Annotated in this window: 14 protein-coding genes; 12 read left to right on the top strand and 2 right to left on the bottom strand. The window is 53.3% G+C overall.

The features are described 5' to 3' along the window. Nucleotides 1–409: 409 nt before the first annotated feature. From LC073_RS08080 to LC073_RS08050, 7 genes are all read left to right on the top strand, one after another. Entirely contained in the window at nucleotides 410–1876 is a 1467-nt protein-coding gene (locus tag LC073_RS08080) for a DNA-3-methyladenine glycosylase 2 (RefSeq protein ID WP_226645914.1), read from the top strand. Continuing rightward, nucleotides 1873–2394 (top strand): methylated-DNA--[protein]-cysteine S-methyltransferase, encoded by a 522-nt coding sequence (locus LC073_RS08075; protein ID WP_226645912.1) that lies wholly within the window; start codon nucleotides 1873–1875, stop codon nucleotides 2392–2394. Before LC073_RS08080 ends, LC073_RS08075 begins: the two co-directional genes overlap by 4 nt. A gap of 81 nt (nucleotides 2395–2475) precedes the next feature. Next, nucleotides 2476–3018 (top strand): gamma carbonic anhydrase family protein, encoded by a 543-nt coding sequence (locus LC073_RS08070; RefSeq protein WP_226645910.1) that lies wholly within the window; start codon nucleotides 2476–2478, stop codon nucleotides 3016–3018. 3 nt (nucleotides 3019–3021) lie between these two features. After that, the gene (locus LC073_RS08065; RefSeq protein WP_413231440.1) at nucleotides 3022–3246 is read left to right on the top strand and encodes a DUF1289 domain-containing protein; all 225 of its coding nucleotides are present in this window, start codon (nucleotides 3022–3024) and stop codon (nucleotides 3244–3246) included. A gap of 58 nt (nucleotides 3247–3304) precedes the next feature. Further along, entirely contained in the window at nucleotides 3305–6823 is a 3519-nt protein-coding gene (dnaE, locus tag LC073_RS08060; protein WP_226645908.1) for a DNA polymerase III subunit alpha, read from the top strand. A gap of 92 nt (nucleotides 6824–6915) precedes the next feature. Further along, nucleotides 6916–7872 (top strand): acetyl-CoA carboxylase carboxyltransferase subunit alpha, encoded by a 957-nt coding sequence (locus LC073_RS08055; RefSeq protein WP_226645906.1) that lies wholly within the window; start codon nucleotides 6916–6918, stop codon nucleotides 7870–7872. Between the two features lie 329 nt (nucleotides 7873–8201). After that, entirely contained in the window at nucleotides 8202–9461 is a 1260-nt protein-coding gene (locus LC073_RS08050) for a sugar MFS transporter (protein WP_226645903.1), read from the top strand. A gap of 177 nt (nucleotides 9462–9638) precedes the next feature. Here the strand turns inward: LC073_RS08050 and LC073_RS08045 are convergent, their stop codons facing one another. Beyond that, on the bottom strand, nucleotides 9639–10475 hold the full coding sequence (locus LC073_RS08045; RefSeq protein WP_226645901.1) for a LytR/AlgR family response regulator transcription factor: 837 nt from the start codon (nucleotides 10473–10475) through the stop codon (nucleotides 9639–9641). Continuing rightward, on the bottom strand, nucleotides 10472–11644 hold the full coding sequence (locus tag LC073_RS08040; protein WP_226645899.1) for a sensor histidine kinase: 1173 nt from the start codon (nucleotides 11642–11644) through the stop codon (nucleotides 10472–10474). Before LC073_RS08040 ends, LC073_RS08045 begins: the two co-directional genes overlap by 4 nt. Nucleotides 11645–11997: 353 nt before the next feature. Between LC073_RS08040 and LC073_RS08035 the strand changes: the two genes are divergently transcribed. The 5 genes from LC073_RS08035 (at nucleotide 11998) to kdsA (ending at nucleotide 20482) form a co-directional block, all read left to right on the top strand. Continuing rightward, entirely contained in the window at nucleotides 11998–13347 is a 1350-nt protein-coding gene (locus LC073_RS08035) for a sugar MFS transporter (RefSeq protein WP_226645897.1), read from the top strand. A gap of 304 nt (nucleotides 13348–13651) precedes the next feature. Then, on the top strand, nucleotides 13652–16231 hold the full coding sequence (locus LC073_RS08030) for a glycoside hydrolase family 3 protein (RefSeq protein ID WP_226645894.1): 2580 nt from the start codon (nucleotides 13652–13654) through the stop codon (nucleotides 16229–16231). Between the two features lie 271 nt (nucleotides 16232–16502). Next, on the top strand, nucleotides 16503–17822 hold the full coding sequence (gene tilS / locus LC073_RS08025) for a tRNA lysidine(34) synthetase TilS (RefSeq protein ID WP_226645892.1): 1320 nt from the start codon (nucleotides 16503–16505) through the stop codon (nucleotides 17820–17822). 125 nt (nucleotides 17823–17947) lie between these two features. Beyond that, nucleotides 17948–19582, top strand: coding sequence for a CTP synthase (locus LC073_RS08020; RefSeq protein ID WP_226645891.1), 1635 nt, complete (start codon nucleotides 17948–17950; stop codon nucleotides 19580–19582). A 54-nt stretch (nucleotides 19583–19636) separates the two neighbouring features. Then, nucleotides 19637–20482, top strand: a complete 846-nt coding sequence (gene kdsA / locus LC073_RS08015; protein ID WP_226645890.1) for a 3-deoxy-8-phosphooctulonate synthase — start codon at nucleotides 19637–19639, stop codon at nucleotides 20480–20482. Nucleotides 20483–20578 lie beyond the last annotated feature (96 nt).

Genomic DNA, 20578 nt, shown 5'->3' with positions numbered 1-20578 from the left:
TATGTGTGTTTTCTTTAGATAAAGGTAATGTTTGAGGAAATAAAGGCGGTTTATTTTGTGGGTTTTATTTTTTGTTAATGAAAAAATTAAACGGCCGACACTGCTGTAGAAGAAATGGTGACCGGATGTCGCTGCGAATTTTCGCCATTACTATCAACCAGGTAGGAATTAATGACTTTAATTATTTTTATTGTCAAGATGAGAGCAGTCGGCTTCGCCAATAAATCGGCTAAAAAGTTACAGCTAGTGTGGCCATAAACGCTATTTACTTGATCTTATCTATCCAAAATAATGAAGGTTGGACTCTTGATTTGACCACTAGGTCGGAGGTTTTTTTGGCCAGTTCCGTTTTTGACTAGTTTATTGTGCGGCGTACAAATAGACTGGAAGTCATATACGGGAGGGGCATATGAAAATTGATGCGGCAATTTGTTCCAGCGCGCGGCTTGCCCGCGATCGGCGCTTTGATGGGCGTTTTTTCACGGCGGTGAAAACGACCGGAATCTTCTGCCGCCCCATCTGCCCTGCGCGACCGCCCCTGGAGCGCAATGTCACCTATTATGCCACTGCAGCCGAGGCAGCCAATGCGGGTTTTAGGCCCTGTCTTCGCTGCCGACCGGATTCTGCGCCAGGTAGCCCAGCATGGGGTCTAGTATCGACCACGGTGCAGCGGGCCTTGAAGTTAATGCGCAGTGAAAGGGAGCCGCAATCGGTGGAGCGATTGGCCGAGCGCCTCGGCGTCAGCAGCCGCTATCTACGTCGTTTATTTGCCGAGCACCTGGGTGTGAGCCCCTTGGCGGTGTGGCAGACTGAGCGGGCGTTGTTTGCTTTTCGCCTGTTACGCGATACCCACTTGCCTATCGCTGAAATTGCTTACGAGTCCGGTTTTAATAGCCTGCGTCGTTTTAATGGCGTTTTTAAGCAGATATATCAGCGCACCCCTTCCGAAGTGCGCAGAGAGGGGAGTGGTGATCAGTTAAAACCGGGAATTGCCACTCAAGTTCGCCTGTATCTTGATTACCGCCCACCGTTGGACTGGCCTCAACTGTTGTCCTTTTTGGGAGCGCGTGCCCTGAAGGGCGTGGAGCAGGTGGATGGAGAAGTCTATTCGCGCAGCATTGCCTTGGATGGCTGCCGCGGTTCGATTCGGGTAACCAATGACGCGGAGAGAAATCGCCTGATGGTGGAGATCTCCGGCCAGGAAGGGGGGGCGGGACTCTACCTGCTCAATCAGCGCCTGCGCCGGCTATTTGATCTGGATGCGGATATTGAGGAAATCCAAACGGTATTAAATGCCGATCCGCTGCTGGAAAGGCAGCTAACCCTACAGCCTGGGTTGCGCCTGCCCGGCGCCTGGGACCCGTTTGAATATGCACTGCGGGCGATCCTCGGCCAGCAAATCAGTGTGGCGGCGGCAACTACTATCGCTGGGCGCTTGGTGGCTCGCTATGGGGAGTCATTTATGGATGTTGCCGGCGAAGAGCGATTTTTATTTCCTACGGCGCAACAGCTGGTCGGGGCGGATTTTGCCGGCTTGGGATTAACGCGCACCCGAGCCAAAACCCTGCGTGAGTTTGTTGCGGCAACTCTGGATGGCCGGGTGAATTTTACCGAGCAATCCCTGGAAGCCTGGTGTGAGCAGGTTACTGCGCTGCCAGGTATTGGCGATTGGACCGCGCAATATATCGCCATGCGTGGGTTATCTATGCCGGATGCCTTTCCGTCTTCGGATCTGGGTATTCTGCAAGCGCTTGGCAGTGAGGGTGAAAAGGCAAAACCCAAGCAGGCCCTGGCACGGGCGGAACAGTGGCGGCCCTGGCGGGCTTATGGAGCCATGTTGTTATGGCAATCCCTGAAATCAGGAGATAAGAAATGATTGTTTACGAGTGTTACACCACGGAGTTGGGAGAGGTCGCCATCGCAGCCTGCGAAGAGGGTAGTGAAGGGGATAGTAAAGGGATCGTCGCTTTGCAGTTTTTTGATACGGAGCGGCCGCTTCGTGTGGGTGTTGGTTGGCAGAGGGGAGCTTCCGAACTGGCCGACAGGGCCGCAGAGCAACTGCGCGAATTTATTGCCGGGCAGCGTCAAAGCTTCGATCTTCCCCTGGCACCTAAGGGGACCGAGTTTCAGCGTCGTGTCTGGGAGGCACTGTTAAAAATTCCTTTCGGCGAAACCCGCAGCTATAGCGAGCAGGCCCGGTCGCTGGGTCAGCCCCGTGCGATTCGCGCAGTGGCGCGGGCCAACGGCGCCAATCCGATAGCGGTGGTGATTCCCTGTCACCGGGTGATCGGGGCCAATGGCAGTCTTACAGGGTATGCCGGCGGCCTGCCACTAAAGGCTCGATTGCTTACCCTTGAGGGTGCTCATTTTATCGCTCAGGGTGCGTTGCTTTAGGTCACAGTTGCTATGCGCTAGCCACATCCCCTTCGGAGCAGGATAATAAGCGGTTCGTAACCAGATCGAACCGGAGGCCAAATGCTGTACAGATTGGGGGATAAACAGCCACAGCTGGAAGGTGAGGGCCACTATATTGCGCCCGGCGCCCATGTGATTGGCGATGTACGCATGCTCGCCCACAGCTCTGTGTGGTTTAACGCGGTGGTTCGCGGTGACTGTGCGCAGATCACTATCGGTGAAAATACGAATGTGCAGGATGGCGCCGTGCTGCACGCCGATCCCGGGACGCCATTAACAATTGGCACCGGTGTCACCATAGGCCATAAAGTGATGCTGCACGGCTGTGATATCGGCGACTACAGCCTGATTGGTATCAATGCCGTGATCCTAAACCGGGCCAAGGTCGGCAAGTGCTGTATCATTGGCGCCAATGCGCTGGTGACCGAGGGCACAGAAATCCCCGATTACTCTATGGTGCTGGGCTCTCCCGGCAAGGTGGTCAAAACTCTCGATCCCGCCACCTATGAACTGCTCAAAGCCAGCAGCGATCACTACGCGGCCAACGGCAAATATTTTGCCAGTGAGCTGGTCCCGCTCGAGTCTCTCGAGGCTAAATCTTGAGGTTTGAAGAAGTTGTCTGAACAACCGGTAAAAACCGTGCAGCCGAAAGAGCGCCCGGTGAAATCCCCCTGTATCTCTGTCTGTGCCCTGAATGAGCAGGACCTGTGCGAGGGCTGTTTCCGCAGTGGCAATGAAATCAGCCGCTGGGGTTCTATGAACAATGATGAGCGCCGTGCAGTGTTAAAGCTCTGCACTGAGCGCGCGCGGCAAATGGGCCGAATCTGGTAAACAATCGATAGCGCTTTGTCGGGGCCGGGCCTCGCAGGGCCCGGAACTAAACGCGACTATGACCCATCCCTTTGTCCACTTAAGAATTCACTCTGAATTTTCCCTGATCGATGGCCTGGTACGTATCAAGCCTGCCATTGCCCGTGCCCAGGAGCTGGAAATGCCGGCCCTGGCGATTACCGATCAGTGCAACCTTTACGGCCAGATCAAATTCTACCGGGCCTGTTTGGGCGCCGGTATCAAGCCGATTACCGCAGCGGATTTCTGGCTCAGCGAGGGTGGTGAGGGCAAGCCCACGCTGATCACGCTTTATGCGATGAATGCCGATGGTTATCGGAATGTCACCGAGCTGATCTCCCGCGCCTGGATGGAGGGGCAATACCACGGCAACGCCTATATCAAGCGTGAATGGGTCAAAGAGTACAGCGAAGGGGTGCTGATGCTGTCCGGTGCCAAGTACGGCGATGTAGGCCGTGCCTTGGTTGCGGGGCGTCGCGCCCAGGCGGAGGAACTAGCGAGGGAGTGGGCGGAGTTGTTCCCCGGTCGCTATTACCTGGAGCTGCAGCGCACCGGTCGCGCCGGGGATGAGGACTATTTGCACGCGGCGGTGGATCTGGCGCAGACACTGAATTTGCCAGTGGTGGCCACTAACGATGTGCGCTTTATGGAAGAGAGTGAGTTCGAGGCCCACGAGGTACGTGTCTGCATTCACGAAGGCCGTGCACTCGACGATCCCCGCCGCGAGCGCCGCTATTCCACCGAGCAGTATTTCCGTACACCGGAAGAAATGTGGGAGCTGTTTGGCGATATCCCCGAAGCCCTGGAAAATACCGTGGAGATCGCAAAACGCTGCTCCGCGCCAATCCAGTTGGGCAAATACTTCCTACCAGAGTACCCAATTCCCGCAGGTATGACCGAAGACCAGTTCTTCGAGAAGGTCTCATACGAGGGCATGGAGCGGCGCCTTGCGACCATCCTCGACAAGTCCGCTGCGGACTATGCCGAGCGTCGCAAGGTCTATGAGGATCGCCTGCGCTTTGAGCTGGATATCATCATCCAGATGGGGTTCCCCGGCTACTTCCTGATCGTAATGGACTTTATCCAGTGGGCCAAAGATCACGATATCCCGGTGGGGCCGGGGCGGGGTTCCGGTGCCGGCTCGCTAGTGGCTTACTCACTGGATATTACCGATCTGGACCCGCTGCAATATGATCTGCTGTTCGAGCGATTCCTCAACCCGGAGCGGGTATCGATGCCTGACTTCGATATCGACTTCTGCATGGAGAAGCGCGACCGGGTAATCGGTTATGTCGCGGATAACTATGGCCGCCAGGCGGTGAGCCAGATTATTACTTTCGGCACCATGGCCGCGAAGGCTGTGGTGCGCGATGTGGCGCGGGTACAGGGTAAGTCCTACGGCCTCGCCGATAAGCTGTCGAAGATGATTCCCCCCGATGTCGGTATGACCCTGCAGAAGGCTTACGACCAGGAAGAGATACTGCGCGAGTTCCTCGAAAGTGATGACGAGGGGCAGGAAATTTGGGAGATGGCGCTGCAGCTCGAAGGGGTTTCCCGTAACGTGGGTAAACACGCCGGTGGTGTGGTTATCGCCCCCACCAAGCTTACCGACTTTGCGCCGCTCTATTGTGATGAAACCGGCGCCGGCCTGGTGACCCAATTCGACAAAAACGATGTGGAAGATGCCGGCCTGGTGAAGTTCGACTTCCTTGGCCTGCGGACACTGACCATCATCGACTGGGCCAAGCGCATGGTGGATGAGACGCGAGCGCGCGAGGGGTTGGAACCTCTGGATATCGCCGCGCTGCCACTGGACGATGAAGAAACCTTCAAGATGCTCAAAAGAGCGGAGACCACCGCGGTATTCCAGCTGGAATCTCGCGGTATGAAGGACCTGATCAAGCGCCTGCAGCCGGACAACCTTGAAGACATGATCGCCCTGGTGGCCCTGTTCCGCCCGGGCCCGCTTCAATCGGGCATGGTGGATGACTTTATTAACCGGAAGCACGGCCGTGCCCAGGTGGCCTACCCGGATGCCAAATACCAGCACGAGAAACTGAAACCGATCCTGGAGCCCACTTATGGGGTGATCGTCTACCAGGAACAGGTGATGCAGATCGCCCAGGAGCTGGCGGGTTATACCCTCGGTGGCGCAGACCTGTTGCGCCGGGCAATGGGTAAAAAGAAACCGGAGGAAATGGCCAAACAGAGGGCCACTTTTGAAAACGGGGCAAAAGAGCAAGGCATCGACCCCGAACTTGCGATTAAGATCTTCGACCTGGTAGAGAAGTTCGCGGGTTATGGCTTTAACAAGTCTCACTCGGCAGCTTACGCGCTGGTGTCTTATCAGACGGCCTGGCTGAAAGCCCATTACCCGGCCCAGTTTATGGCGGCGACCATGTCTTCGGATATGGATAAGACCGATAAGGTAGTGACCTTTATCGAAGAGTGTCGCGCCATGGAACTGGTGTTGGTGCCGCCTGATGTCAATCTGGGCAGCTTCCAGTTCTCGGTGGATATCGACAACCGCATTATTTACGGTCTCGGTGCCATCAAGGGCCTGGGTGAGGGGCCGATTGAAAATATTATTGCGGCGCGGAAGGAAGGCGGCCCCTTTACCGACCTGTTCGACTTCTGCTCCCGTGTCGATCCGCGCAAGGTGAACAAGCGCGCGTTAGAGGCGCTGGTGCGCTCCGGTGCTTTTGACAGTATCGGGCCGGATACTGGCGGCAGTGATGGACTGGATTATTCCCGCGCGGTGCTGTTCAACGCGCTGGATGAAGCGGTGAAAGCGGCGGAACAGCAAAAGGCCAATGCCAATGCCGGCATGATGGACCTGTTCGGCGAGGTGGTGCCCCAATCTTCCGACGGCGATGTGTACGAGGATTTCCGTCGTACCCGCTGCTGGAGCATTCGCGAGCGTTTGGAAGGTGAGAAAAATACCCTGGGTCTGTACCTCACCGGACACCCCATCGACGAGTATGCCAATGAGTTGCAGCACTTGGTGAAGGCGCGAATCGCCGACTTAAAACCCGGCCGTGAAGCGCAAAAAGTGGCGGGTCTGGTGGTTGCCATGCGGGTGATGAAGACCAAGCGCGGCGATTCCATGGCTATTGTTACCCTGGATGATCGCAGCGGCCGCATTGAGGCGGCCATGTTCAGCGAGGCATTTGGCGAACACCGCGATAAGCTGGCCAAGGATGCCCTGCTGGTTCTCGAAGGCCCGGTAGCCAATGACGATTACAGTGGCGGTCTGAAAATGACCGTGAATGGGGTCTCCACCCTGGATGAGCTGCGCCAGAGCCGGGTGACCGGTGTGCGGCTGCAAATCGATACTGGTGTTGTGGCACCTGGGCTAGCCAAGCGTCTAGCCTCGTGTTTACAACCCTATACCGGCGGACAGTGCGGGGTTAGCCTGGAGGTGTTGCGCCACAATGCGCGAGGGCTCTACCGCCTGCCTTCACAGTGGAATGTGGAGCCGAATGACCAGATGGTCCAGTCCCTGCGGGAGCTGCTGGGCCGGGAGCGGGTGGCGCTTCAATACGCCGAACGGCGTTAAAGTCCACTAGGCTCGACTGGTCGGTTCTGTACAGTTAAGCTATGTCGTTGTGATTGCCCAGTGGCATGGAAAAGAGTTAAGGCGCAGATTTCATGAATTTCAACTTTCTCGAGTTTGAGCAGCCGATTGCAGAGCTGGAAAGCAAAATTAAAGAGTTGCAGCTGGTCGGGGACGACAATGAGCTGAATATCGCCGATGAAGTGACCCGGCTGCGGGATAAGAGCAGAACTCTGACCGAGTCTATCTACTCAGACCTGAGCCCCTGGCAGGTAGTCCAGGTGGCCAGGCACCCGCAGCGCCCTTACTCCAAGGACTATATCGAACGCTTGTTCACCGATTGGGACGAGCTGCACGGCGATCGTCATTTCGGTGATGACAAAGCGATTATTGCCGGCATCGCCCGCTTAAATGGCAAGCCGGTGGCGGTGATCGGCGAAGAGAAGGGGCGCACGGTTAACGAAAAAGTCGCTCGTAACTTCGGTATGCCCAAGCCTGAGGGCTACCGAAAGGCTCTGCGTATTATGGAGATGGCGGAGCGCTTCAAAATGCCGGTGCTGACGTTGATCGATACTCCGGGAGCCTATCCCGGAATTGATAGTGAAGAGCGTGGTATCAGTGAGGCTATTGCCCAGAACCTGGCGGTAATGTCTCGCTTACGTACGCCGATTATTTGCACCGTGATCGGAGAGGGTTCCTCCGGTGGTGCCCTGGCGATCGGTGTTGGCGATCAACTCAATATGCTGCAGTACTCCACTTACTTTGTGATTTCCCCGGAGGGCTGCGCCAATATTATCTGGAAAACCGTAGAGAAGGCCCCGCTGGCAGCCGAGGCGATGGGGGTGACTTCCAGTGTATTGGAGGAGTTGGGTATTGTGGATGAAACCATACCAGAACCACTCGGCGGTGCCCATCGCGATCCGGATGCTATGGCCGCGAGCCTGAAGGAGCGCCTCAGTGCGCAACTGGAGCAGCTGAGTGCTATCCCTATCGATGAGCTGCTGGAAAAACGCTACCAACGCCTGATGAGCTACGGCAATATCGTTTCTTAATATTCTCGAAGGGACAGCTCCTGACCACGGAGCTGTCCCTTTTCTCGCTCCTCAGAATCTTCCCTCTTTATCCGATTCAAGCTCTCTGTTTGAAGATTTCCCCTTGTATTAGACTGGCCATTCGCCTTCAGTTATTTATTCGCCTCCCCGCAAAACCACGCCTGTGGCACTTTGCGTCGGGCCTATTTCCCCCATTTTTGACCCCCTTTATCGAAAACCGCTGCAAAGCCTCAATGCCCCCATGGTAGAAAGTAAAAAGAATAACAAGTGTTTAGATGTTGGCTTGCCATTTACGGTAGCGCCACGGCAGAAGTTTCTGGAAAATAAATATGGCAATTTTGCAAAGTAATACGGCAACGGATGCTGGTCAGTTGCAAACTGGTGATCAGGCGGGGCAAAAATTTGCACTGCTAGCTTTGACCTCGCTTTTTTTTATGTGGGGATTTATAACGTGTTTGAACGATATCCTGATTCCTTATCTTAAGGGCATTTTTGAGCTGAACTATGCCCAGGCAATGCTGGTGCAATTCTGCTTCTTTGGAGCCTATTTTTTAGTTTCCCTGCCGGCGGGCAGCCTGGTGAGTAAAATCGGTTATCAAAAAGGTATCGTTACTGGCCTCACTATTGCGGTACTGGGTTGCTTGTTATTTATTCCCGCGGAGCGTATGGAGGTCTATGGATTATTCCTTGGGGCTCTGTTTATTCTCGCTTCCGGTATTACTATTTTGCAGGTATCGGCCAACCCCTATGTCGCCGCTTTGGGGGATGAGCGCACGGCGCCTAGCCGCCTGACATTAACCCAGGGATTTAACTCTCTCGGTACCACTGTAGCCCCACAATTTGGCGCTTTGCTTATTCTTCCGGCTGCGGGAGTTGCCGTTGGCGCTGCCAGTGCCTCGGTGATTGAGGTGCCCTACCTAATTCTGGCGGCTACCCTAGCCATACTAGCCCTGGTTTTTGCGTTTCTGAATCTGCCAACTATTGTCAGCAATACTTCTCTGACATCGGCAGCGGTAGGGGAGGCTTCGGCCTGGGGTTATCGTCATCTGGTTTTAGGGGCGGTAGCGATTTTTGTCTATGTCGGTGCGGAAGTTTCTATTGGCAGTTTCCTGGTGAATTTTATTGGCGAAGACGCCATTGCCGGTCTTGAAGAATCCGAGGCGGCCTTTTATATCTCTCTCTATTGGGGTGGGGCCATGGTTGGTCGCTTTGCCGGTGCCCTGATTATGCGCTTTATTTCCGCGGGAAAAGTACTGGCAATTTGTTCTCTGGGCTCCTGTCTACTTTTACTTATCACCGTAGCGGGTACTGGCTACCTGGCAATGTATGCCGTTTTGGCGGTGGGCCTGTGTAACTCCATTATGTTTCCAACAATTTTCAGTTTGGCTCTTGCGAAACTTGGCAAGGTGGCCAGTCAAGGTTCTGGTATTTTATGCCTGGCTATAGTCGGTGGTGCTATCGTGCCGTTACTACAGGGATTGTTGGCAGATCAAGTGGGTATCCAGTTGGCATTTGTGCTGCCTATTTTCTGCTACCTCTATATTCTTTATTACGGTGCCATTGGTCACCGCCCAGACAAGCGCGCTTAATTATTTCTTCTCTTCTGAGCTCGTTTAGCCGGTATTTTTATACCGGCTTTTTTTGCTCCTAAAGAAAAGGATACTTTGTATTAACTGGATGGCGATGGCCTGATATTTCTTTGTTTGGATGTTTTATAAGTGAATTGCAAATCCCTGCAGTATTGAATAGGAAGTCTGGTAATTTTTTCAGGAAACTTCGGAAGCTATACGCCGGTTGGCTTCGAGAAATTCCTTGATCGGTAGGCGATAGTTGCGGCTGACTTTGACTTTAGCGCCGCTAGTTAAGGTGAGAAAGTACTCGCCCTTGGTAAGCACTTTGATGTGTTCTATATAGTTGAGATTCACCAGTGTCGAGCGGTGTATACGCTTAAAATTATCCGGGCAGAGCTGCTTCTGTAAGTCTTTAATGGTGCTGCGCATAACATGGGTTTCCCCTTTTACATGCACGCACATATAGTCACCGGCGGCATCAATCCATTCGATATCCTGCTGATTGACCATGGTAATACAGCCGCGATCTTTAATCGCCAGGCGATTGTTGATCGCTGGACTGGGAGTCTCAGAGGCTTGTTCCTTGGCTGTACTCAATTCTTCAATAGAGCGCAGCAGTCGATTTTTTTCTTCCTGGTGGATATCCTTTTTGCTGACAAGTGCCAATTGCAAACGCTGGCGTGCGCGATCAATGGCGGTTTCTAGGCGAGCGATATCTAAGGGCTTTAAAACATAATCGACAGCGTGAACCTCAAAAGCTTTCAGGGCATACTCGTCGAAAGCGGTGGCGAATATTACCAATGGCATGGTATCGGCCTGTAGACGACTGACCACATCAAAGCCATTCATACCAGGCATTTGCACATCCAGAACCAGCAGGTCTGGACTGTATTCGGATACGGCTTGCAACGCTTCACGCCCATTGCGGCAGCAGGCGGTAATTTCTATATCCGGGAATTCCTCAAACATGCTTTGCAGCAAGCGCAGGGCTAGGGGTTCGTCGTCCACCAGCACGACAGTGAGTTTGTTCATCGGGCTTCTCCCTGTGTTTTATTGGTGGGGTGCGTGGATATTTCCAGCGGGATATCAATTCGTATCGACATGCCACAATCGGGCTTTTCCTGTTGTTCTATATGGTAATTTTGCGGGTAGAGGCTGGAGAGGCGCTCCCTTACATTCTTTAGGCCAACACCGGTGGAGTTGGCCTGAAAATTTCTCTCGCCGGCGCAATCTTCTGGGCAGCCCGAGTCTTGTACTTCCAATAACAGGCGTTGGCCACTACTCTTCGCATGGATTCCAATGGTGCCGCCCAGTTCATTGGGAGCGATGGCATATTTAACTGAATTCTCAACCAGTGGTTGCAGCAACATGCTGGGCACTAGTGCATGCCGGGCCTCCTCATCGATACTGAGGTCAACGGCCAAGCGGTCAGCAAAACGGGTTTTCTCAATATCCAGATAAAGTAACACCGCTTCAACTTCCCGTTCGAGCTCTACTTTTTGCATGGGGCTCTCCTTAAGGGAGAGGCGTAAAAAATCGCTGAGGCGTATCACCATTTCGCGGGCTTCGTCGGCCTGTTGAAAGCGAATCAGGGCATTGATGGAATTCAGCGTATTAAACAAAAAATGAGGGTTGAGCTGATAACGCAGCATTTTAAGCTGGGCTTCATTGGCGATGGCCTCTGCCTGGAGTCTGCGCAGCTGCTCACGCTCGTTGACCGCAGCTACCTCAAGCATCTTCTTGTGTTCACTTTGAAGCAGTATGTGGTATTTAACCCCGCAATAGAGTGCACTCCAGAAGAGAAAGACAAAGAGGGAGGCATAATACCAGCCGCCGAATTCAGACCAGATGGAGTGTTCCCCGCTCAGGCGGATATAGGCCTCCATGCGCACCAGGGTCCAGATGCCGGAAATTACTGCAACAGCGAGTAGATAAATAACTGTGCGAACGGCCAGTTCAGAGTCCCAGGCGATATCAAAAATGGGTCTCAGGAATACCGAGAGAACAAAAGCCACAGCACACTGGAAAATAGTATTTGCCGGCTCGAAGCGCGGCCACTCAGTGGGTGAATGCCAGAGGGTCAGGGAGAGGAATGTCACCAACAAAATTCCAATCCAGCTGACCAACTGTAATTTCCAAAACCAGCGGGTCGAAGGAATTTCCGCAGTTGCATTCCAGTATTGACGGGTAGAGTACTGCATGATGTCCCGTATATTTAATTTTGTGAAAATGACGGGATAGACGCTCATCATCGCGTTCATTATTATCCGGAAGATATTACCTTGGCTTACAGGTGCCCGCTAGTGGGCCTGTACGCCGGGATTCCAACTTAGCCCTTATTTGGTCCTTTTTGTCGTTTTTCGGGGTGATTAGTCAAGTTACTTTCGGCAATCTGGACCCATATGACAACTTTCATTGAGTGAAAGTGTTTTTTATTAAGGGCTTTAAAAATTTGCACATTTTGTCCTTAATTTTCCACTGGCGACTCAAAAGCGTTTAGGAAGAACAGTATAATCGCCGAGAAACGAGTTTGAAATTTGGGGATCGGTTTCCAATGCGCCAGATGTTGCCCGAGTCGAGTCTACACTCGAACGATATGGCTGTTTGTGATTCGGGTGCCCAAGCTCAAGAGGGGCGCTCTCCAGGGTATTTAAATCTTGCGGCGTTGACTTCTCTTTTTCTTCTGTGGGGTTTCATCACCGGGTTGAATGATGTTCTGGTGCCACATCTTAAAAATGTTTTTGAGCTGAGTTATACCCGCGCTGTCCTGGTACAGTTTTACTTTTTTGCGGCCTATTTTCTGGTTTCTGTTCCAGCTGGGTTGCTGTTGCGTAGAGTTGGCTACCAGTTGGGGTTGGTCTTTGGATTATTAGTGGCTTGCGCTGGTTGCCTGGTTTTTATTCCTGCGGCACGCCTGCAAATCTATGAAGTGTTTCTATTGGGGCTTTTCGTACTGGCTTCCGGTATTACAGTATTGCAGGTATCGGCAAACCCTTACGTTATTGCTCTGGGCAGTGCCCAAACGGCTCCAAGTCGTTTAAATCTGACTCAGGCATTTAATTCTCTGGGAACCACCTTGGCGCCGGTTGCCGGTGGTGCCGTTTTTTTTGCCGCGATTTCAATGGGGGCCGATCCCGATACGGCAACTAATGTTGCTGAATTTCGTGCCAGGGAGGCGGCCCTGGTGGAAAAGCCCTATTTCTGGTTAGCGGTAGTGCTGTTGATGATGGTGGCTTTTTTCTCCTGGATTCGACTGCCGGCGATCCCCGAACACCGCCTTTCACACAGTACAGATCCATCTTGCAGTACAAGCCCATCCCGCAGTGAGACTTTTTCCATCTGGCGCTTTCCCAGGTTGACACTGGGGGCGATTGGTATTTTCGCCTACGTGGGCGCTGAAGTGGCAATAGGAAGTTTCCTGGTTAGCTTTTTTAGTGAATCCTCTGTTGCTGAAATGCAGTTATTTGAAGCAGCAAAGTATGTTTCCTACTACTGGGGTGGCGCTATGGTAGGCCGCTTTGCCGGGGCTCTGCTGCTGCGCTATGTCTCTGCGGGAAAAACACTGGCAGTGTGTTCGCTGGGTTCCGTAGTGCTTATCGGGGTGGCGATGCTCTCCTCTGGTTATCTGGCTGTATGGTCGATTGTCGCTGTGGGGGTTTGCAACTCCATTATGTTTCCTACCATATTCAGCCTGGCCCTGCGAGGTCTGGGCCAGTACACCAGTCAGGGCAGCGGTGTCCTGTGCATGGCGATTGTTGGCGGTGCGATTATTCCACTGCTACAAGGAGTGCTCGCCGATGAAGCGGGTATTCAGATTTCTTTTTTAGTACCACTGCTGTGCTACTGCTATATCGCTTATTACGGTGCTTTTTCTCCGACTCTGCGTGGTGCTGCGATGGAGTAGTGGGCAAAGGCAGTTGAAACTTTGCACCAGGCTATTTTTTTTAGTAGTCCGGCTAGAAAATGTTTTCCGCCTTGTCTGTGATTTGGCCCAATCCATCGGATTTCTATTGGCGCTCCTCGGCAAGTATTGCACTTTGCTCCGTTGATACCGTTGCGTGGAATATCTGAAATCCAATTGAGGCCTTATTGGCTGTGACTGGAGTTTGGGATTTACACTGAAATAATAATATCTGTGTTACTCATTCTGGTAGCTATGGAATTGGTAGGGCAGAAGGATAAGCGTGGGAAAACTTTGGGAGTTATCCGTGAAATTTAAAAAACGATTTTCACTGGGCTTAATGCTCTGTGTCTCGGCACTTGTTGGCTGTCAGCCGCAGGGGGAAGAAGTTCCGGCAAAAGAAGATAACTCCCAGATAAACAGTGGCGGTAGCCTGGAAAACTGGCCACTACTCGAGCCCGCATTTGCGCGCAGTGAAAAGCTGGAAGCGCGTATTACCAAGATCATGTCGCGCATGTCTCTGGAAGAAAAAGTGGGGCAAATGATTCAGGCGGAGATCCGTCATGTCACGCCCGAAGATGTTAAGAAATACCATCTGGGCTCAGTGCTAAACGGTGGGGGTGCCTTTCCAAACAACGATAAGTTTGCGACGCCTCGTGATTGGCTCGCACTTTCCGATGCCTTCTTCAAGGCTTCCATGGACACCTCCGATGGAGGTGTTGCTATTCCCCTGATTTGGGGCTCCGATGCAGTTCACGGTCACAATAACGTTATTGGGGCAACCCTTTTCCCCCACAATATTGGCCTCGGGGCGGCGAGGGATGCCGAGCTGATTGAGCGTATTGGCCGCGCGACCGCCCGCGAGGTCGCGGTTACTGGCATCGACTGGACCTTTGCGCCCACTGTGGCGGTAGTGAGAGATGATCGCTGGGGGCGTACTTACGAAAGTTATTCTGAAGATCCTGCTGTAGTGGCTGACTACGCGGAAGCCATGGTGAAAGGATTACAGGGGGCCAAGAATGACACAGGTTTCCTGCGTGGGGAAAACCTGGTGGCCACGGCTAAGCATTTTGTCGGTGATGGTGGAACGACACGTGGAATCGACCGCGGGGATAACGCTGTGCCTGAAAAGGAACTGGCAGAAGTGCATGCGGCTGGTTACCTGACCGCTTTGCCTGCTGGTGTGCAAACGGTAATGGCTTCTTTTAATAGTTGGAATGGTGAGAAACTGCACGGCCATAAATATCTGCTGACTGATGTTCTGAAAAAGCGTCTCGGCTTCGACGGCTTTGTTGTAGGGGACTGGAATGGACACAGTTTCGTGCCCGGATGCACTGTGGAGAGTTGTGCGGCGGCAATCAATGCCGGCCTGGATATGTTTATGGTGCCTGCGGATTGGAAAGCCCTCTACAGCAATACCTTGGCGCAGGCGAAGAGCGGTGAAATCCCAGCTGAGCGTTTGGATGATGCGGTGCGCCGCATACTACGAGTGAAGCTTCGCGCGGGTCTGTTCGAGCGCAATATGCCTCTGGCGGGTAAGGCTGGTATTCTCGGTAATGCAGAGCACCGCGCTATCGCCAGAGAAGCCGTGCGCAAGTCTTTGGTGTTAATGAAAAACAATGATCAATTATTGCCGCTGGCCGCGAAGCAGAATGTTCTAGTCGTCGGCGATGGGGCCGACAACCTCTCCAAGCAAAGTGGCGGTTGGACAATATCTTGGCAGGGCACCGGTAATAGCCGTGAAGATTTTCCTGGTGCCACTTCCATCTTTGAAGGCATCGCCGCAGCGGTAAAGGGAGCGGGTGGTGATGCCATACTGAGTGAGGATGGAAGCTTTAACGATGCCAGCTTTGCCAATGGCAAGGCACCCCAAGTGGCTATTGCCATTTATGGTGAGGCACCCTATGCGGAATGGCATGGGGATATCACCAACCTTGAGTATCAGCGGGGCAACAAGAAAGATCTGGCACTGTTGAAGAAATTACGCGATCAGGGCATTCCGGTTGTCAGTGTGTTCTTATCCGGTCGCCCGCTCTGGGTGAATAGTGAACTGAATGCTTCGGATGCTTTCGTGGCTGCTTGGCTACCGGGCTCTGAGGGCGCCGGCGTGGCCGATGTGTTATTCCGAGATGCCAAAGGGAAGATTCGCTACGACTTCACTGGTAAGTTGCCCTTTAGCTGGCCGATGTACACCAACCAAACGGTTTTGAACCCATACCACGAGCACTACGATCCCCTATTTGCCTTGGGTTACGGCTTGAGCGCGAGTGAGGAGTCACTGGTCAGCAACGATTTGCCGGAGACCAGTGAAAATATGGCTGTGGGTGGACTGGAAGATGCCTGGCTATTGGTTTCTCGTCCCCGGGCTCCCTGGGTGATGAATATTGTCGAGGATGGAGCCGAGGTGGTTCCAGTGTATGGCAACCGTGCGGCCAGTGGTGAGGATAACAATATCGTTGTAACTTCGATTGATATGTCCTCTCAGGAAGATGCGCGTTTGATCGAGTGGAAGGGCTTGCGCCCCGGTGCCGTGCAGTTGTCTGCGGAGTATATGCAGAACTTGGGTGTTTATTTGGAGGAGGGCTCAGCCCTGAGCCTGAATATTCGCGTTGATCAGGAGCTGCGAGAACCGTTACAAGCTGCAGTGACCTGTGGAGAGGGCTGTATTGCCAGGGTGCCGCTGCAGTCCGCCCTGAAAACCATGCCGCTGAATGATTGGACTCGTCTCTCGGTAGACCTGCAATGCTTTGCCAAAGCTGGTGCCGACTTTAGCAGGGTTTCCAGTGCGTTCCGCTTGGAGAGTGAGGGTGCCGCAGCGATAGCCGTAGCCAATGTGCGATTGGTGCCCGATGCGGCAGTGTCTGCCGATATTCGCTGTGAGGGCTAATTCCTAGCTACTTTTATTAATAAAGCGCCCAGGCCAGTCAGCATTGTGGCCTGGGCCGCATCTCTTAAACACTCAAGCTTAGAGGTTAAAACTCCAGCATCGAAAGTGTTGTACCCGTGGTGAGTCATTGCGCAGGTGCCTATCAAGAACCTATCTGATAGCTTGCTGGCAAGCCGCAGCTCTTCAATATTCTGCTTCCCGCTTAAAAGTCCATCAACGCTAGTTCCCTGCATCGGTATACTGTGTCGATCTCAGTTCCAGGGTATAAGCAGTGATCTCCAAATCTGCAGCAAATTCTCTTCCGCAACTTATAAAGTCCGCGATGCAGCGTCACCCGGCAAAGGGGCAGTTGTGGGTAGGGTTTTCTGGTGGTTTGGATTCAACTGTTCTACTACATCTCCTTAGTCAGAATGGTATTCCTGTTAGGGCAGTGCATGTACACCACGGCCTCAGCAATAATGCCGACCGCTGGCTTCGCCATTGTGAAGCCTTTGCCGGCGAACTCCAGGTGCCTTTCAGTGCGGTGCGTGTGCAAGTTGATAGAAGCGATGGAGGGGTGGAGCAGGGGGCGCGCGAGGCGCGCTACAAGGCTTTTGATTCGGTGATGTCCCCAGGTGATCAAATTTTGCTCGGCCACCATGGGGATGATCAGGCGGAAACCTTTCTATATAGGCTAATGCGAGGAGCGGGTGTGCTCGGGCTTTCGGGTATGGCGGAGAGTCGGCCGTTGGGTGAGGGTAAATCCTTGCTCCGCCCTTTGTTGTCAGTCGGGCGCAGCGAGTTGGAGGCTTGGGCCCTTGAATACGGGCTCAGCTGGATTGAGGATGAGAGTAATGCTGATGAGGCCTTTGAGCGCAACTATTTACGCCGACAGGTCATGCCTCTGTTATCCGCACGTTGGCCGGCGCGGCAGAGTATTCAGCGGGCTGCGGATAATCTCAGAGAGTCAGCGTTACTACTGGAGGAGTTGGCACTTGGAGACTTGCAGGCCTGTGATATCAGGAAAGAAAGGTTTGGGGAGAGCCTCCTTATTTCGGCATTTAACGATTTGAGTCTTGCACGACGCAAAAATCTATTGCGGAGCTGGGTTTTGCGACAAGCTGGTATGGCGCCGGAATCCGTGGCTTTACAAGAAGCGTTGGCGCAGATTGAGAGGGCGAGTGCCGATGCGCAAGTGGAAGTGCGCTTGAGTCGACGCGTTGTACGCTGCTTTCAGCAGCGTTTATACCTGACCCCCATTCTGGAATCCTTTGCCAGCACCGATGAAGAACTCCTTTGGGATGGTGTGTCAGTACTACCTCTCCCTAGAGGCGGCGTGCTGGAACCGGCGCCAGACTGGCCCCAGGGAGCATATCAAGTCGGGTACCGCCGGGGTGGTGAGCGTACTCAGCCTTGCAATCGGTCACGTTCCCAGACGCTCAAGAAGGTTTTGCAGGAGTGGGCACTGGAACCCTGGCTGCGAGACAGGGTACCCCTGGTGTATCGGAATGGGGAGCTGGTAGCTGTCGCCGGGTTGTTCTGCTGTAAGGTGGGCTCAACTGTGCCAGGAGCGCCTTTGCTGAAACCGCCCAGCTGGCGGTTTTTCGATTGAGCGGGAAGGGGTTTTCTGCTACCCTGGCGCCCCGTCTCAAAGGCACCGGGAGAAGCTGGATTATCCGCCCGGGCCAGCCCTGTAAGCTCGACATTCATCGAGCGCTCAACTGACCAAGGTTTTGCATGACGCGCTATATTTTTGTAACTGGTGGCGTGGTTTCCTCGTTGGGGAAAGGTATCGCCTCCGCCTCTCTGGCCGCCATTCTGGAGGCCCGTGGCCTCAAGGTTACCATCCTCAAACTGGACCCCTACATCAACGTAGACCCGGGTACCATGAGCCCCTTCCAGCACGGTGAGGTGTATGTCACCGAGGATGGTGCCGAGACTGACCTGGACCTGGGTCACTATGAACGCTTTATCCGTACGCGGATGTCCAAGCGTAATAACTTTACCACCGGCCGTGTGTACGAGACCGTACTGCGCAAAGAGCGCCGTGGTGACTACCTGGGTGGCACCGTACAGGTGATTCCCCATATCACTGACGAGATCAAGCGTCGTGTGGTAGAAGGCGGCCGCGATGTCGATGTGGCTATTGTTGAAATCGGTGGCACCGTAGGTGATATCGAGTCCCAACCATTCCTGGAGTCCGTGCGTCAGCTGCGTGTGGAAATGGGCATCAATCGTGCTCTGCTAATTCACTTGAGCTATGTGCCGTTTATCGCTACTGCTGGTGAAACCAAGACCAAGCCAACCCAGCACTCCGTAAAAGAGCTGCGTTCTATCGGCCTGCAACCGGATATCCTGTTGTGTCGCTCCGAGCGCGAGATCGACGAAGATTCCCGCCGCAAGATCGCATTGTTTACCAATGTTGAAGAGCGCGCTGTAGTACCGCTGCCCGATGCCAAGACAATCTATGGCGTACCGCGTCTGCTGCACGGCTATGGCCTTGACGATATCGTTGTGGAAAAGTTGCAGCTGGACTGCCAGACACCAGACCTGTCCGAGTGGGACGAAGTGGTTGATGGCAAGTTGAATCCTCAGCACGAAGTGAAAATTGCCATGGTTGGCAAATACATGGAGCTGCTGGATGCTTATAAGTCCCTGATTGAGTCCCTGACCCATGCGGGCATCAAACACCGCTGTAAAGTGGATATCGACTTTATCAACGCGGAAGACGTTGAAGGTGAGAATGGTATTGACCTGATCAAAGAGGCCGATGCAATTCTGGTGCCCGGTGGTTTTGGTGAGCGCGGCCTGGAAGGTAAGTTGGAATCCGTGCGCTATGCCCGTGAAAACAATATTCCTTTCCTGGGTATCTGCCTCGGTCTGCAGTCGGTGGTTATCGAGTATGCGCGCAACGTGCTCGGCCTCGAAGGGGCCAACAGTACTGAATTCAATACTAAAACGCCGCACCCGGTGATCGGCCTGATCACCGAGTGGATTGATAGCGAAGGCAATATCGAGAAGCGTGACGAACAGTCTGACCTCGGCGGTACCATGCGCCTGGGTGGCCAGGAGTGTCGTCTGGCGAAGGACTCTAAGGCCCGTGAAATTTACGGCGCGGATGTCATTGTTGAGCGTCACCGTCACCGTTATGAAGTGAATAACAACTATGTTGATCGTCTGCAGCAGGCCGGTTTGAAAATTGGTGGCTGGTCTGCCGATGATACTCTGGTTGAAATGGTTGAGTTGCCGAACCACCCCTGGTTCGTTGCCTGTCAGTTCCACCCGGAGTTTACCTCTACCCCGCGTGACGGCCACCCGCTGTTCGAAAGTTTTGTTGCGGCTGCAATGAAGCAGCGTGAAAACCAGGGTTAAACAGTAGTTTCCCCCTAACCCAAGTGGTTGGGGGGAGATGACAGGGAGCAGACAATGAAAACCATTGAAGTCGGAAATATCCAGGTTGCCAACGACAAGCCTTTTGTATTGTTTGGTGGCATGAATGTACTGGAGTCCCGCGACCTGGCGATGCAGGTGGCTGAGCACTATGTAAAAGTCACTGAAAAGCTGGGTATTCCCTATATTTTTAAAGCGTCTTTTGATAAGGCCAATCGTTCTTCCGTTCACTCCTATCGTGGACCGGGAATGGAAGAGGGCCTGAAGATTTTCCAGGAAATCAAAGACACTTTTAACGTTCCTTTGATTACCGATGTTCATGAGATCTATCAAGCTGCGCCTGTAGCTGAGGTCGTGGATATTATCCAGCTGCCAGCCTTTCTTGCTCGCCAGACCGACCTGGTTGCAGCTATGGCCGCTACCGGTGCGGTAATCAATGTGAAAAAACCGCAGTTCATGAGCCCACCCCAGGTAAAAAATGTGGTGGAGAAATTTGCGGAATGCGGTAACGAAAACATTATCCTGTGCGAGCGTGGAGCCTGTTTTGGCTACGACAATCTGGTCGTCGATATGCTGGGTTTTAGCACCATGATCAATGCTTCCGGCGGTGCACCACTGATTTTTGATGTGACGCACTCTTTGCAAATGCGTGATCCTTCCGGTGCAGCCTCTGGTGGTCGTCGCGCCCAGGTTACCGAACTGGGCCGTGCAGGCCTGGCTATTGGCATTGCTGGCTTGTTCCTGGAAGCACATCCAAACCCAGATAAAGCCCTGTGCGATGGCCCCAGTGCATTGCCCCTGGACAAGCTTGAGCCATTCCTCGCACAGATGAAAGCCGTGGATGATTTGATTAAAGGCTTTGCGCCTCTGGATACCGAATAAAAGTAAGAAATAGTTTGTGTGCGCCCTTTTGGGGTGCTTGATACTTACTCTGAGGCTGTTTTATTTATAGAGGCGGCCATCAGAAACATTCTCAAT

The organism is Microbulbifer variabilis (assembly GCF_020524905.1).
GTDB classification, from domain to species: domain Bacteria; phylum Pseudomonadota; class Gammaproteobacteria; order Pseudomonadales; family Cellvibrionaceae; genus Microbulbifer; species Microbulbifer variabilis_A.
This window is presented reverse-complemented; position numbering and strand designations above follow the sequence as displayed.